The sequence below is a fragment of the Bradyrhizobium sp. 149 genome (assembly GCF_023073915.1).
Taxonomy (GTDB): Bacteria; Pseudomonadota; Alphaproteobacteria; order Rhizobiales; family Xanthobacteraceae; genus Bradyrhizobium.
The window spans coordinates 1,006,900-1,020,925 of the sequence record NZ_JADPKK010000022.1 but is presented as its reverse complement, the minus strand read 5'-3'; the positions used below and the strand labels follow the sequence as shown (position 1 = coordinate 1,020,925).

10 protein-coding genes are annotated in these 14,026 nt (G+C 64.9%); 4 read left to right on the top strand and 6 right to left on the bottom strand.

The window, feature by feature from the left end; all coding sequences use genetic code 11:
- Positions 1-18: 18 nt before the first annotated feature.
- Complete coding sequence (locus IVA88_RS22520; protein ID WP_247499352.1) at positions 19-1,377, bottom strand: M23 family metallopeptidase; 1,359 nt, start codon at positions 1,375-1,377, stop codon at positions 19-21.
- A 110-nt stretch (positions 1,378-1,487) separates the two neighbouring features.
- Entirely contained in the window at positions 1,488-2,180 is a 693-nt protein-coding gene (locus IVA88_RS22515; protein WP_247499351.1) for a peroxiredoxin, read from the bottom strand.
- A 204-nt stretch (positions 2,181-2,384) separates the two neighbouring features.
- Between IVA88_RS22515 and IVA88_RS22510 the strand changes: the two genes are divergently transcribed.
- On the top strand, positions 2,385-6,182 hold the full coding sequence (locus IVA88_RS22510) for a DUF3971 domain-containing protein (protein WP_247500389.1): 3,798 nt from the start codon (positions 2,385-2,387) through the stop codon (positions 6,180-6,182).
- 126 nt (positions 6,183-6,308) lie between these two features.
- On the opposite strand, the gene IVA88_RS22505 is transcribed toward IVA88_RS22510, so the two are convergent.
- The 4 genes from IVA88_RS22505 to tyrS all read right to left on the bottom strand — a co-directional run bounded on the left by IVA88_RS22505 (position 6,309) and on the right by tyrS (position 11,602).
- A complete protein-coding gene (locus tag IVA88_RS22505; protein ID WP_247499350.1) occupies positions 6,309-8,003 on the bottom strand; it encodes a methyl-accepting chemotaxis protein in 1,695 nt (564 codons plus the stop codon).
- Positions 8,004-8,384: 381 nt separating this feature from the next.
- Entirely contained in the window at positions 8,385-8,789 is a 405-nt protein-coding gene (locus IVA88_RS22500; protein ID WP_247286218.1) for a DoxX family protein, read from the bottom strand.
- A gap of 218 nt (positions 8,790-9,007) precedes the next feature.
- A complete protein-coding gene (locus IVA88_RS22495; protein ID WP_247499349.1) occupies positions 9,008-10,291 on the bottom strand; it encodes an MFS transporter in 1,284 nt (427 codons plus the stop codon).
- A 57-nt stretch (positions 10,292-10,348) separates the two neighbouring features.
- The gene (gene tyrS, locus IVA88_RS22490) at positions 10,349-11,602 is read right to left on the bottom strand and encodes a tyrosine--tRNA ligase (RefSeq protein WP_247499348.1); all 1,254 of its coding nucleotides are present in this window, start codon (positions 11,600-11,602) and stop codon (positions 10,349-10,351) included.
- A gap of 164 nt (positions 11,603-11,766) precedes the next feature.
- Here tyrS and IVA88_RS22485 point away from each other — a divergent pair, with 164 nt between their 5' ends.
- From IVA88_RS22485 to IVA88_RS22475, 3 genes are all read left to right on the top strand, one after another.
- Positions 11,767-12,870, top strand: coding sequence for an anhydro-N-acetylmuramic acid kinase (locus IVA88_RS22485; RefSeq protein WP_247499347.1), 1,104 nt, complete (start codon positions 11,767-11,769; stop codon positions 12,868-12,870).
- Positions 12,871-13,010: 140 nt separating this feature from the next.
- Positions 13,011-13,688 carry a glutathione S-transferase family protein gene (locus IVA88_RS22480; RefSeq protein ID WP_247499346.1) on the top strand — a complete coding sequence of 226 codons (678 nt, stop codon included), beginning with the start codon at positions 13,011-13,013 and terminating at the stop codon, positions 13,686-13,688.
- Between the two features lie 10 nt (positions 13,689-13,698).
- On the top strand, positions 13,699-14,022 hold the full coding sequence (locus IVA88_RS22475) for a multidrug efflux SMR transporter (protein WP_247499345.1): 324 nt from the start codon (positions 13,699-13,701) through the stop codon (positions 14,020-14,022).
- The last annotated feature ends 4 nt before the right edge of the window (positions 14,023-14,026 follow it).

Genomic DNA, 14,026 nt, shown 5'->3' with positions numbered 1-14,026 from the left:
GTCGGCTGTGAGCCGACGCTAGCCCGCGCTGAGTCGCACGCCGGCGCGCAAGAATTTCTGCGGATCGACCGCTTCGCCGTCGATACGGGTTTCGTAATGCAGATGCGGGCCGGTGGAACGGCCGGTCGACCCGACGAGACCGACGACCTGGCCGATCTTCACGATCTCGCCGACCCTGACATTGATCTCGGAGAGATGGCCGTAGCGGGTCGCAAGGCCATTGCCGTGATCGACCTCGATCATGCGGCCGTAGCCGCCGGACCAGCCGGCCGAGACGACCTTGCCGTTGGCGGTGACGCGAACGGGATCGCCGGTCGCGGCGCGGAAGTCGAGCCCGGTATGCATCGCAGGCCGGCCGAGGAACGGATCGCTGCGCACGCCGAAGCCGGAGGTGAACTCGACCTCGCCGATGACGGGCTTGCGATAGGGCACGAGTGCCAGCGTGCGATTGAGCCGGTCCATCTCGGCGCGGGTGCTGTTGATGCGATAGAGCTGCTTCTCGAACGGCCCTGAAGTTGCCGTGAGTTTAACGGGTACGAAAGGCCCGCCCATCGCTGTGCGCGGCACGGCGGCTTCGAGGTTCGCGAGGTTCAGGCCGAGATCGCTGACGACGCCGCGCATCCGGCGCATGCGTGAATCCATGCTTTCCTCGACGGCGCTGAGCGCCGCCATTTGGCGACGCTCGACCTGGTCAAGCGAGGTCGTGAGCCTGATGACGATGTTGTCGAACCCCTGGTTCTTGGCGAATTGATTGACGGGCGCAGCTGCGAGGGTCGGCGCGCGCGACTCGAGCCGGGCTTCGCGATCCGGCGGCGCCACGAAGATCACGGTGTCGCTGATCGGCGAGGGCTTTGGCGTGCCCTGCGTCGTCTGGCTCGAATCGCCACGCTGCGGGGTGGAACGGGCAATCGATCCGGTCACGTCTGGCATGGACCCGAGCGCCGTGGCCCGGGACTCCAGCGCCGTCTGGCGCTTCATGATCTGGTCGAGCTTCTGATCGAACTGCTCCTGGTCGAGCAATTGCCGGCTGGTGGTGCGGTCGACCTTGGCCCGTAGCTCGGTGATGCGATCCTCATAGGCGTATTGCATCTCAGCCTGCCGGGCGATCAGCCGGGTGAGGACGTCGTCGCGGAAGGCGAAATAGGTAGCGGTTGCGGCCGACCAGAGCCCGAGCAACACGACGGTGCCGACCACGATCCAGAACACCACAGGTCCCAGGCGAACCTGCTTGCCGTGATGCACGATGGTGTAGGCGTCGTCGGTGTCCGGGAGGGGAAGGGCGGTTGCCGACGCGGCAGCACGGCGATGAAAGGCCCGTCCGTGGTCGTGCGGGTGATGTTGGGTGTACTGCGAAAGTTGGGCAGAACTTTTCGACATCGGCACTCCCGCGCCGGTCGGATGAGTCCGTACGGCCTAATTGCCGCGGCAATCTGGGCCGGTCATGGTTAATTTTCCGGAAACGGAACCGCTCGAATTTAAAGGATTGGTTAAAGGCTCCTTGCCGCGTCCAGCACGTCGTCGGCGTGGCCCTCGACCCGGACATTGCGCCAGATTTTGGCGATCTTGCCGTCGGCGCCAAGCAGTATCGTGGTGCGAAGAACTCCGAGGAAGCTCTTGCCGTACATAGACTTTTCTCCCCAGGCCCCGTAGGTCTCCAGCATCTCGTGTTTCTCGTCCGAGATGAGGGGGATGCCGAGACCGTGCTTGTCGCGGAACTTGTCCTGAGCCTTTACCGGATCGGCGGAGATACCGAGCACGGCGGTGCCAGCCGCGGCGAAGGCGCCGGCCAGCCGGGTGAAATCGATGGCCTCCCTGGTGCAGCCCGGCGTGTCGGCGCGGGGGTAGAAGAACAGGACGAGCTTCTGGCCGGCATAATCCGACAGCGCGACGACGCCGCCACCGTCGCGGGGCAGGCGGAAGGCGGGAGCCTTCTGGCCTTCGGCCAGGCCGGCCTTCGCCGTCGTTTCAGGCGCGGATGCCGATTTGGAAGAAATTAACCGTTTCGATGCGGCCTTGTGCGATGCTGTCTTTGCTAGGGTCCCAGTTGATTTGCTCGCCGGTGTCCGCTGTGTTTTCGCGGGCTTAGTTTGAGTCGCAGCCCGCGTTTTTACGGGCGTCTTTTTAGCCGTCGGACTGGCGGAGGGCGTTTTGGACGATTTCTTTCGGGATTTCTGGGACATACGCCTTCCTTTCGTCGCTTTCGGCGGGTCAACCAAAGCGGTATTGCAGCCCTCGTCCGGTATGCCGGAATCGTGCCCTCGGCTGGGCGAGTCTGACGACGCCGGAGTCTGGATACAAGGAATTCCACGCACCACCCCACTGCTCGTTGAACGCGCTCCCGGGGCGAAATGACGAACAGCAGGAATATTCGAGGTATGGCGGCAATGCCGGCGCAGGGAGCTTCGCTTCCGGTCGACGGCTGCGGTCCCGGCGGCGCTCAATCCCACGACGGGCGCCTGTATCGAGAGGCAATGGCAAGGAATACGTCGCCCCAGGATTACAATCGGGATTTGGATCGGCGCGGCGGCCAACCAGAGCCGCAGCAATGGGATGACGCCGATTGGGATCCGGATCAGGAAGCGGCGGCGGGCCATCGGGCGCGCCGGCTGTTGTCGCGTTCCAATTCAGGCTTCCATCGCATCGGTGACGGGTTTGGGCCGTTGCGCCGCTGGCTGGGCGGCGGTCGCTGGCTGAAGCGCGTGGCCGTGGTCGTCGGTGCCCTGATCGTCATCTTCGTCGGCTGTTTCGGCGCGCTGTGGTGGCGGCTCGGCGCCGGTCCCATCAATCTCGACATTGCGACACCGTGGCTCGCCGCCGCGATCGAGGACAATATCGGCCACGGCAACACCGTGGAGGTCGGCGGCACGCAGATCGAGCGGGCCGGGCGGGTCCGCATCGCCGTGCGCATCCGCGACATCGTCGTGCGCGACCAGGATCACGCCATTGTCGCGACCGCGCCGAAGGCCGAGGTGAAGCTGTCGGGGGCAGGCCTGCTGATGGGGCATCTGCGCGCCGAAAGCCTCAACCTCGTCGATGCCGAGCTCGCGATCCGGATCGCGCCGGACGGCACCGTCACGGTGTCGGCCGGCGACACCGCGAAGCCGCTCGCGACCGGCGTCGCCTCCAAGAAGGACGCAGGGCTGCCGCCGACATTCCCGCGCAACGGTGTCCCGCCGCCGCCGTTCGCCACGACGCCTGCAAACCCCGACGCATCGCAAGCCGTGCCCCAGGCCACGACCCCGACCGGCATTCTTCAGGGCCTCGACTGGCTCGACAGCCTGAGCATGACCGGCCTCGACGGCCAGAACCTCAACGAGATCGGCCTGAAGAACGGCAATCTGATCGTCGACGATCAGCAGCGCGGCAGCAAATGGACGTTTGAGAACATCACGCTCAGCCTGCGTCGACCGAGCCGTGGTGGCGTCGCGCTCAGCCTCGGCGAGGAGGGCGCGCATCCGTGGTCGCTGCGTGCCACGATCGGCCCCACCGAGAACGGCGTGCGCTCGGTCGACATCCGCGCCGACAAGGTCTCGACCGCCAACATCCTGCTGGCGCTGCGGGTGAAGGACCTCACTTACACTGCCGACCTGCCGCTCACCGGCGAGCTCAAGGGCGAGCTCGGCCGCGACGGCGTGCCGACCTTCTTTCGCGGCAAGATCGCGGTCGGTGCGGGCAACATCATCGACACCGATACGCCCGACTATCCGATGGGGATCGACTCGGCGGAGATCAATGTCGAGTGGGACGCCAACCGGCGGGTGCTGGTCGCGCCCTTCAAGATCCTCTCGGGCGCGAACCGACTGACCCTTCTGGCGCATCTCGAGCCGCCCAACGGCACCGTCAATGACTGGCAGCTCGGTTTCAGCGGCGGCTCGATCCTGCTCGGCGGCATCGACAACGAGCCGCCGCTGGTCTTCAACCGCATTGCGATCGGCTTCCGCTTCGACACCGACCACAAGAGGCTGCTGCTGACACAGGCCGATATCTCCAACGGCGAGATCGGCGTCGCCGGCACCGGTGCCATCGACTATTCGGGCGAGCCGCGGCTGACATTGGGTTTTGCGGGAACGCCGATGTCGGCCTCCGCGCTCAAGCGGATGTGGCCGACGCTTGTCGTTCCCGAGTTGCGCGAATGGGTGATCGAGCGGATCGAGCGTGGAACGCTCCAGCGCATCGAGATCGGCGTCAATTCGCCGACGAAGAATCTTCCGCGCAAGGGGCCGCCCATTCCCGACGACGGCCTGTCGGTCAATATCGTGGCAAGCGGTGTCGCGGTTCGCCCCGTCGACGGCATGCCTGTGGTGCACGATGCCGATTTGAAGGCGCGCGTGACCGGCCGCACCGCGACCGTGAATATCGGGCAGGGCATCGCCGATACGCCGGCGGGCCGCAAGGTCACGATTTCCGACTTCGTCTTCGAGGTGCCCGACATGGCGCCCAAGCCGTCGCCGTCGCGGACCAGGTTCCGTGCCGAAGGCCCGGTGCCTGCGGCCGCCGAAATGCTTTCCAATGATCGCCTGAGCGATCTGTCCTCGACGACCATCGATCCCAATACCAGCAAGGGGACGTTCTCGGCGAACATCCAGCTTGGGTTGCCGGTCAAGGGCGAGCTGACCAAGGCCGACACCACCTACACCGTCACCGCCGATCTCAACGGCTTTGCCGCCGACAAGCTGGTGATGAACCAGAAGCTGGAGGCCAACAACCTCAAGATCGTCGCGAGCAACCAGGGCTACCAGGTCAAGGGCGACGTCAAGATCAACGGGCAGGCGGCCTCGCTCGACTACCGCAAGCCGGCCGAGGGCGATGCGGACGTCAAATTGCAGACCACGCTCGACGATGCGAGCCGCGCGCGCCTCGGTTTCGATTTGAGCCCCGCCGTCAGCGGATCGCTGCCGATCAAGTTGTCGGGCAAGATCGCCGGGGGACCCGACCAGACGACGAGGCTCGGCATCGAGGCCGACCTGACCTCGGTCAAGCTCGACAACATCCTGCCCGGCTGGGTCAAGCTGCCCGGTAAAGCCGGCAAGGCCAGCTTCAAGGTGGTGCCGACGGCGCAATCGACCCGTCTGGAGGACATCGTCATCGAAGGCGGCGGCGCCTCGATCAAGGGATCGCTCGAGGTCGATTCCAACGGCGACCTCATGAACGCGAACTTCCCGACCTACGCGCCCTCCGACGGCGACAAGGCGTCGTTGAAGGTGGAGCGCAGCCCGGACGGCGTCGTCAAGGGCACGATGCGCGGCGATGTATTCGACGGCCGCGGCTTCCTGAAGTCGGCGATCTCAGGCAATTCCAAGGACGATGCCAAGAGCAAGATGAAGAACGTCGACTTCGATATCGACGTGAAACTCGGCGCCGTCATGGGTTTCAACGGCGAGGCGATGCGCAGCGTCGAGGCCAAGATGTCGCGCCGCAATGGTGCGGTCAAAGCCTTCACGCTGAGCGGCAGGATCGGAAAAGACACGCCAGTGGCCGCCGATCTGCGCGGCGGCCGCGCCCAGGGCAACCGCGAGGTGATCTATCTCCAGACCAGCGATGCCGGCAACTTCCTGCGCTTCACAGATACCACCAACAAGGTCTACGGCGGCCAGATGGTGGTGGCAATGGAGCCGCCGACATCGGAGCCTACGACAAGGGAAGGCCTGATCAACGTACGCGACTTCTCGGTCAAGGGAATGGATCAACTCGATCGCGTCGCGGCGGGTGCTCCCAACGGGGCGCAGAGCGGCGTCGCGTTCACGGCGATGCGTGCGGAGTTCACGCGGCAGAACGGCGCGCTCACGATCCGTGACGGCGTGGTCAAGGGACCGATGATCGGCGCCACCATCGAGGGCTCGATCGACTTTCCCGGCAACCAGGTGTGCATGAGCGGCACCTTCGTGCCGATGTATGGCGTCAACAACATCTTCGGCCAGATCCCGTTGTTCGGCATCTTCCTCGGCGGCGGCAACAATGAGGGATTGATCGGCGTGACCTACGAGGTGGTCGGCACGCCGGCCGCGCCCGTGATGCGCGTCAATCCGATTTCGGCGATGGCGCCCGGCCTGTTCCGCAAGATCTTCGAATTCAACACCGGCAAGCAGAACTCGCCGTTCGAGGAATTCCCGTCGCAGTCGAACGATGGCTCGACCGCATCGACGCGCCAGCTATCGAGCGGCTGCACCCTCGCGCGGCGATAGCAGCGAGGCTGCCGGAAGCATCACGTCCGGGCCCGGGCTCCGCCAACTTTCTTTCCATGAGCGCGCAGAACGTGGATGGCCGGGACAAGCCCGGCCATGACGATTTGCCGGGTTTGGTACCGGCCGTTATGCCGCGCGCACGCCGGCCAGGAACGTCCCGACTTCGCCGGAGAGCTGCTCGGCCTGCTTGGAGAGGTTCGAGGCAGCGGCAAGCACCATGCCGGCGGCATTGCCGGTCTCGTTCGCTGCCGTGCTGACGCCGCCGATATTGGTGGTGACTTCCTGCGTCGCCTCCGCGGTTTGCGAGACGCTGCGGGCGATCTCGGCGGTGGCGGCGCCTTGCTCCTCGATCGCAGCGCCGATCGAGGTGGCGATCCGGCTGACCTCCTCGATGGTGGCGGTGATGCCGCCGATGGCGTCCACCGCTTCCTTGGTCGCGCCCTGGATCTGGGCGATCTTGTCGCCGATCTCGCGGGTGGCTTCCGCGGTCTGGCTTGCCAGCGACTTCACCTCGGAGGCGACGACGGCAAAGCCGCGGCCGGCTTCACCGGCACGTGCGGCCTCGATGGTGGCGTTGAGCGCGAGCAGATTGGTCTGTGCCGCGATGCTGGAGATCAGCTCGGCGACGTGCTCGATCTGCTGGGCGCCGTCGGAGAGGGCGCGCACGATGGTGTCGGTGCGGCGTGCGCTGTCGACCGCGCGGCCGGTGACCTCGGCGGACTGCGCGACCTGACGGCTGATCTCGGTGATGGAGGAGGAGAGCTCCTCGGCGGCGGCCGCGACCGTCTGGACGCGCTGGCTGGCTTCGGTGGCGGCCGAGCCGACGACGGCGGCGCGGCGGTTGGTGCCTTCCGCGGTCGACGACATCGACTTGGCGGTGACCTCCAGCTCGCCGGAGCCCGAGGCCATCAGGCCGACGAGCTGGCCCACCGAGGCATCGAACCGGTCGGCCAGCGCGATCAGGGCGTCGCGCTTCTCCTGCTCGGTACGGGTCTTGGCGGCGACCTGCTCGGCCTCCAGCTTGCGCGCCGTCAAGGCGGTCTGCCGGAGCACTTCGAGGGTTTCGGCCATGCGGCCGATCTCGTCGCCGCGACCGGTCTCCTCGACCGCCGTGTCGATGGCACCTTCGGAAATTGCCTGCATGCGGTTCTTCTGGCGGTCGAGCGCGCCGAGCACGTCGCGGGCGATCAGCCAGGACAGCGTCGCCATCAGCAGCATCAGGCCGATGCCGATCGCACCCAGCTCCAGCGTCAAGGCTCGCACGTCGGCGTCGATATCGTCGACATAGAGGCCATAGCTGATCGTCGCGTTCCAGGGCGCGAATTTGCGCGCGAAAACCGTCTTGCGCACGGGCTCGGTCTGGCCCGGGCGGGGATAGAGATATGAGGTTACGCCGCCCTGAGCGGCCTGGTTGCCGGCACTGACGATCGCATCTGCGATGAGGACACCGTTGGAGTCCTTCGCGCCTGTGATCTTGCCTTCGAGCTGCTGGTTCGCGCCGTTGACCAGGATCGAGGTATCGGCGTTATAGACCACGGGATAGCCTTGGCCCCCATTGAAGCTCATGCGGCGGCCGCGCAGATGGAATTGGACCTTCGCTTCGGCCTGCGTCAGTTTCCCGGCGCCGACCTCCTCTTCAAGTGATTGGGCGAGGTTGTAGAGCATATCAACCGCGGTCCGCATCTGCTGGACGCGATCCTCCAGCATGCGGCTCTTGCTGAGGACGGATGATACCCCGATGATGGCCGTGACCGTGAGTGCCGACAGACAGACCATGCTGGCGAGCTTGGTGCGGATCTTCAAATGGCTCAGCAGCTTCATCACGGCCTCGACGGAATGGTTGTTATTGTCAACAGCGGTAGCATGAAGTTCTTACTAATCATGAACATAGCCATGCGGCGGCCGGCTGTGCGCGTGACCGCTCGCAGCCTCATGCGCAATCGTGCAGGCAAACGGTCATGCGCCGGCGCGCCTCAGCGCGCACGGTGGAGAAGATCGATCACGGGGTTTGGTGGTCATCGAGCTCAGCCGGAGAGGCCATGAACCGATTCGTTCACCGCCTCATCATGTCCGTGCTGCTCGTCGCGGCCTTGGTTCTCATCTGGGACGTGCTGGGCTCGCGGTAGGCGGCACCGGCAAGGCTGCCGGTGCCGTTCGTTGCTTGTGCGTTGATTGCGCCCGCGTGAGTTCTGCCGATCGCCGCTAGTCCTTGCCCATCGCCGCATCGGCGCTGACCGAGCCGCCGCCGGCCGCAGAGAGATAGAGGCAGGCGAAGCAGAACAGGATCGCCGCGGTGCCGCCATTGAGCAGCGGCAGGAACACCGGCGTCTCGCCCTTGAACATGTGGCCCATGAAGTATGCGAAGGCCATTTCACCAGAGAGGATGAAAGCGGCGAGGCGGGTGAACAGGCCGATCATCAGGAGCGCGCCAAGCACGAGCTCAAGCGTACCGGCTGCGTAGATGATCGGCGGGATGTTCGCGAAATAGGGAAGCACCGGAAACTTGAACAGCTTGGCGACGCCGTACTGGAACAGCAGCAGGCCAGTGACGAAGCGAAACAGGCTCAAGAGAACCGGTTGAAAGCGAACGAGATAGGGAAAGTTCATTGGTTTGTGCCCTCCATCCAATGCCCGACTTGGACCGTATTCAGTTCCGCCTCGCAAGCCACCCGAGGGCAATTTGCGCTGACATTTTTGTCATGTCGGACAAAACACCGCAGCCAGCACTTTCAGCCCCGCGCGATCCGCATTTTTTCGGCTTTTTGCGCCACGCCCATCCGTAATTTCCCGGTGACGCGAATGCGCTCAGGTTACCTCTGGGAGACCTAGCGCCGCAAGGCAGGGACGACCAGGAATGGAATCATTCCGAGGATCACGCTCGCAAGTGCGAAGACCAGCAGGAGATTGTAGCCGTGCGTGACGTCGTGGATGAGGCCGCCGCTCCAGGAGCCGAACGCCGAGCCCAGTCCGCTGCCGATCGAGATCGTACCGAAAATGGTGCCGACGCGCTTGCCGCGAAAGATCTTCATCGCGGTCGCGGTGATCAGCGGGCCGCGCGAGCCCATCATGCTGCCGAAGCAGACGACGAAGCCGGTGAGCAGGATGATGCTTGGATAGTACTGCAACAGCCAGAGCAGGAAGATGCCGAGGATCGAGATCGCGTAGCTGAGTAGCACGGATGGCCGGCGTCCGATCAGCCCGTCCAGCGCGGACACCCCTAACATGCCGAACACTAGCACGACGCCCGAAAAACCCCAGGCGGTCGCGGCCTGGAGCGGCGGGAAGCCGGCATCGATCAGATAGGCCACGATCTGGGCTGCGATCGCATACATGCCGACAGCGGTGAAGAAAAAGGTCGAGAACAGCGCCCAGAAGGCGTGGTGCCGCATCGCGCTCACCAGCGTCCAGCCGTTGTCGATGAAATCGGGATCGGTCTTCTTGGTCACGTGCGGCGAGCCGGCCGAGAACATGCGCCAGGGCAGGAGCAGCAGCGGCACCAGCAGGCCCAATGTCGCGAAGCCGAACAGCTGGTAGGTTTCGCGCCACCCGAGATGATCGATCAAAAGCTGCGAGGCCGGCAGCAGCGCCAGCACGCCGCCACCCATCGCCGAGTAGACCACCGCCATCGCGGTCGGCAGCTTTGGCCCGAACCAGCGGCCGAGCAGGATCGAGTTCGGCACATTGCCGATGAAGGCGACGCCGATGCCGACGCACAATCCGATCGAGAGCTGGAATTGCCAGAGCGCCTGCGCATGGCTTGCGATCAGGAAGGCCGAGCCAAGCAGCAACAGCCCGAGTGCATAAACGATGCGCGGTCCGGAATGATCGAACAGGCGTCCGACCAGCGGCGCCGTCAGTCCGCTGACGAGCCAGGTCAGCGAATAGATCGAGACCACCTGGGCGCGATCCCAGCCGAAGTTTTCCGAGATCGGCTTCAGGAAGACGGTGAAGCTCTCGCTGAGGCCGCGGCCGAGCACAGCGAGCGTGAAGCAGAGCGCGAGCACCACGAGCGCGGTGCGCACGACGCCCTGCGGCGTCGCCGTGACGCGTTCGCTGGCCGCTTGCTTGGACTGTTCCTTGGACTGTTCCTTGGGCGTGTTCTGATCCATTGCCGATCAGGGAGCGCGCTTCGGCGCGCCCTGACAAGCAGCGAAAAGCTCATACGCCTATGCAGGCCTGATGAGGATGTGCTTCTTCTTGCCGAACGACAGCTTGATCACGCCCTCGGGCGTCAGGTTGGCCGCCGACAGCGCCATCTTCTCGTCGGTGACGGGCTCGTCGTTGACGCGCAGGCCGCCACCCTTGATCTGGCGCCGTGCTTCGCCGTTGGAGGCAACGAGGCCCGCCTTGACGAAGGCGTTGAGCACGCCGAGGCCCGCGTCGAACTCGCCGCGCGGAATTTCGACGGTGGGCAGGCTCTCGGCCAGCGCGCCTTCCTCGAAGGTACGGCGCGCGGTCTCGGCCGCCTCGTTCGCCGCGTCGCGACCATGCAGGAGCGCGGTCGCCTCGGTGGCGAGCACCTTCTTGGCCTCATTGATCTCGGAGCCGCCGAGCGCCTCGAGCTTCCTGATCTCGCTCATCGGCAGCGTGGTGAACAGCTTGAGGAATTTGCCGACGTCGGCGTCTTCGGTGTTGCGCCAGTACTGCCAGAAATCATACGGCGAGAACTGGTCGGCGTTGAGCCAGACCGCGCCTTGCGCGGTCTTGCCCATCTTCGCGCCCGACGCCGTCGTCAGCAGCGGCGTCGTCAGCGCGAACAGCTGATGCGTGCCCATACGGCGGCCGAGATCGACGCCCATGATGATGTTGCCCCACTGGTCGGAGCCGCCCATCTGCAGGCTGCAGCCGGTCCGCCTGGCGAGCTCGACATAGTCGTAGGCCTGGCAGATCATGTAGTTGAATTCGATGAAGCTCATCTCCTGCTCGCGTTCGAGGCGGAGCCGCACGGAGTCCATGGTCAGCATGCGGTTGACCGAGAAGTGCCGGCCGACGTCGCGCAGCATCTCGATCCAGTTGAGCTTGGTCAGCCACTCCGCGTTGTCGAGCATGATGGCGTCGCTCTTGCCCTCGCCATAGCGCAGCACTTTTGCGAACACGCCGCGGATCGAGGCCTTGTTGGCCTCGATCTCGGCGACGGTGCGAATCGCACGCGTCTCGTCCTTGCCGGAGGGATCGCCGACCATGGTGGTGCCGCCGCCCATCAGCGTGATCGGCTTGTTGCCGGACTGCTGCAGCCAGTGCAGCATCATCATGGTCAGGTAATTGCCGATATGCAGCGAGCGGGCGGTGCAATCGTAGCCGACATAAGCGGTCGCCTCGCCCTTGGCCGCGAGTGCGTCCAGCCCCTCGAAATCGGAGCACTGGTGGATGAATCCACGTTCCTGCAGCGTGTTGAGGAAATCCGATTTGAATGCAGTCATTTGTCGGCGTGCCTGACAATTCTTGGTTTACTGTTTTGGGCGCAATTTAAAGGTCTTCCGTGGGAACTCGATTGCTGCCCGCCACTTTGGCCTGTGGCATTATAAGATGTGTCCCTCTGGCACAAGATCGGCATGCCGGAGGGGGCTCTTGAGGACGCTGATCCATGATGTTGACGGCACTCGGTTTGATGAGCGGCACCTCGCTGGACGGGGTGGATGTCGCGCTGATCGAAACCGACGGAAAGCAGGTGAAGGCGTTCGGGCCGTCCGGCTACCGGCCCTATAGCCCGGCGGAGCGCAATTTGCTGCGCCAGGCGCTGAGCGAGGCCGTGCACCTGCCGCAACGCGATGCCCGGCCGGGCGTTCTGGCCGAGGCCGAGCGCGCCGTGACCCAGGCGCATGCCGAGGCGGTGGCCGCCTTCCTCGCCCAGAACCGAATGAAGCCGGAGGATATCGACATCGTCGGCTTCCACGGCCAGACCGTGCTGCACCGCCCCGAGAAGCGACTGACGGTGCAGATCGGCGACGCGCCGGCGCTGGCCAGGGCGATCCATATCCCCGTGATGCATGATTTCCGCGCGGCTGACGTCGAGGCCGGCGGGCAGGGCGCGCCGTTCGTGCCGGTCTACCATCGGGCGCTCGTCCAGTCGCTGGAGCGCGAAGGGCCGATCGTTGTCGTCAACATCGGCGGCGTCTCCAACATCACCTATATCGACGGCAATGACACGCTGATTGCCTGCGACACTGGGCCCGGTAACGCGCTGCTCGACGATTTCATGTACCGCACCATGAACCAGGCGTTCGACGCGGACGGAAAGCTCGCTGCGCTCGGCAAGGCGGACGAAGCCTGGATCGCGCAGGCGCTGGAGCTGCCGTTCTTCGCAAGCCCGCCGCCGAAATCGCTCGACCGCAACGATTTTGCCGCGCTGAAGCTTGGCGATGTGCCGCCGGCGGACGGCGCCGCGACGCTCACCGCCTTCACCGCAGCGGCGATCGCCCGCATCATTCCGCTGCTGCCACGCAGGCCCCGGAGCTGGATTGTCTGCGGCGGCGGCGCCCGCAACCGGACCATGCTCCAGATGCTGCGTGAGCGTGTGGGGTCCGCGACTGTCGAGGCCGCCGAAACGGTCGGCTGGGCCTCCGACGCCATCGAGGCGCAGGCCTTCGGCTTCCTCGCCGCCCGTGGCCTGAAGGGCCTGCCGCTGTCCTATCCGGCTACCACGGGCGTGCCGATGCCGATGACGGGTGGGGTGATGGCGCGGCCTTGATCTCCAAGCCTGGGATCAACAAGCCTGAGATCAGCGAGCCCGAGATCAGCGCGGGATAATGCAAATGCATGGACCTTGACGGGTGCATGCATTTGCATTTATCTTGGATGCAGTTGCATCCAACCGCCGGGATCGTTGCCATGACCGCCACGCTCAAACTGATCAGCCATACGCTTTGTCCATACGTGCAGCGCGCGGTGATCGCGCTCAAGGAGAAGGGCGTCCCGTTCGAGCGGGTCGACATCGATCTCGCCAACAAGCCCGACTGGTTTCTCAAACTGTCCCCGCTCGGCAAGGTGCCGGTGCTGGTCGTGACGACCGACAAGGGCGAGGTCGCGCTGTTCGAGAGCAACGTGATTTGCGAGTACATCGAGGAGACGCAAGGCGGCGCCAGATTGCATCCAGCCGACGCGCTGGCGCGCGCAGGGCACCGCGCCTGGATGGAGTTCGGCTCGGCGATCCTGGGCGATCTCTGGGGCCTGGAGACCACGACCGATCCCGCAACATTCGAAGGCAAGCGCCAGGCGCTCGTGGCGAAGTTCGCGCGTATCGAGGGCGCGCTGAGCGCAGGCCCGTTCTTCGCCGGCGATGCGTTCAGTCTGGTCGATGCGGTGTTTGCCCCGGTCTTCCGTTATTTCGACGTGTTCGATGAATTGATCGAACTCGGCATCTTCAAGGATCTGCCGAAGGTCCGGGCCTGGCGCGCCGAGCTGGCGAAGCGTCCGAGCGTCCGCACTGCGGTCGGCGCGGACTATCCGCAATTGCTGCGCGCCTTCCTCGTGCGCCACGACGCGCATCTGCTCAAGCTTGCGGCCTGAGCCCACGGCGATGTCGCAATCCATGGCCTGGCTGATGCTGGTGATCGCCGGCGCACTCGATGTCGGCTGGGCGATCTCGATGAAATATGCGGAGGGCTATACGCGCGCAGGCTGGAGCTTCGTCTCGCTTGTGCTGCTCGCAGCCTTCGTCTTCCTGCTCGGGCGCGCCCTGAAGGTGCTGGAGGTCGGCGTCGCCTATTCGGTCTGGACCGGCATTGGCGCGGCCGGCACGTTCGTCATGGGCGTCGTCCTGTTCGGCGAGACCTTGAGCGCGATGAAGCTTGCGGGCATCGCGCTCGTCTTGATGGGAATCGTCGCGCTCAAGTTGGCTTAGAGCA

Excerpts from the sequence above, each read along its gene's own strand:
- IVA88_RS22480 (WP_247499346.1), top strand. The coding sequence starts at position 13,011 with ATGACCGCCACGCTCAAACTGATCAGCCATACGCTTTGTCCATACGTG.
- tyrS (WP_247499348.1), bottom strand. The coding sequence starts at position 11,602 with ATGACTGCATTCAAATCGGATTTCCTCAACACGCTGCAGGAACGTGGA.
- IVA88_RS22495 (WP_247499349.1), bottom strand. The coding sequence starts at position 10,291 with ATGGATCAGAACACGCCCAAGGAACAGTCCAAGGAACAGTCCAAGCAA.
- IVA88_RS22500 (WP_247286218.1), bottom strand. The coding sequence starts at position 8,789 with ATGAACTTTCCCTATCTCGTTCGCTTTCAACCGGTTCTCTTGAGCCTG.
- IVA88_RS22475 (WP_247499345.1), top strand. The coding sequence starts at position 13,699 with ATGTCGCAATCCATGGCCTGGCTGATGCTGGTGATCGCCGGCGCACTC.
- IVA88_RS22485 (WP_247499347.1), top strand. The coding sequence starts at position 11,767 with ATGATGTTGACGGCACTCGGTTTGATGAGCGGCACCTCGCTGGACGGG.
- IVA88_RS22520 (WP_247499352.1), bottom strand. The coding sequence starts at position 1,377 with ATGTCGAAAAGTTCTGCCCAACTTTCGCAGTACACCCAACATCACCCG.
- IVA88_RS22510 (WP_247500389.1), top strand. The coding sequence starts at position 2,385 with ATGCCGGCGCAGGGAGCTTCGCTTCCGGTCGACGGCTGCGGTCCCGGC.
- IVA88_RS22515 (WP_247499351.1), bottom strand. The coding sequence starts at position 2,180 with ATGTCCCAGAAATCCCGAAAGAAATCGTCCAAAACGCCCTCCGCCAGT.
- IVA88_RS22505 (WP_247499350.1), bottom strand. The coding sequence starts at position 8,003 with ATGAAGCTGCTGAGCCATTTGAAGATCCGCACCAAGCTCGCCAGCATG.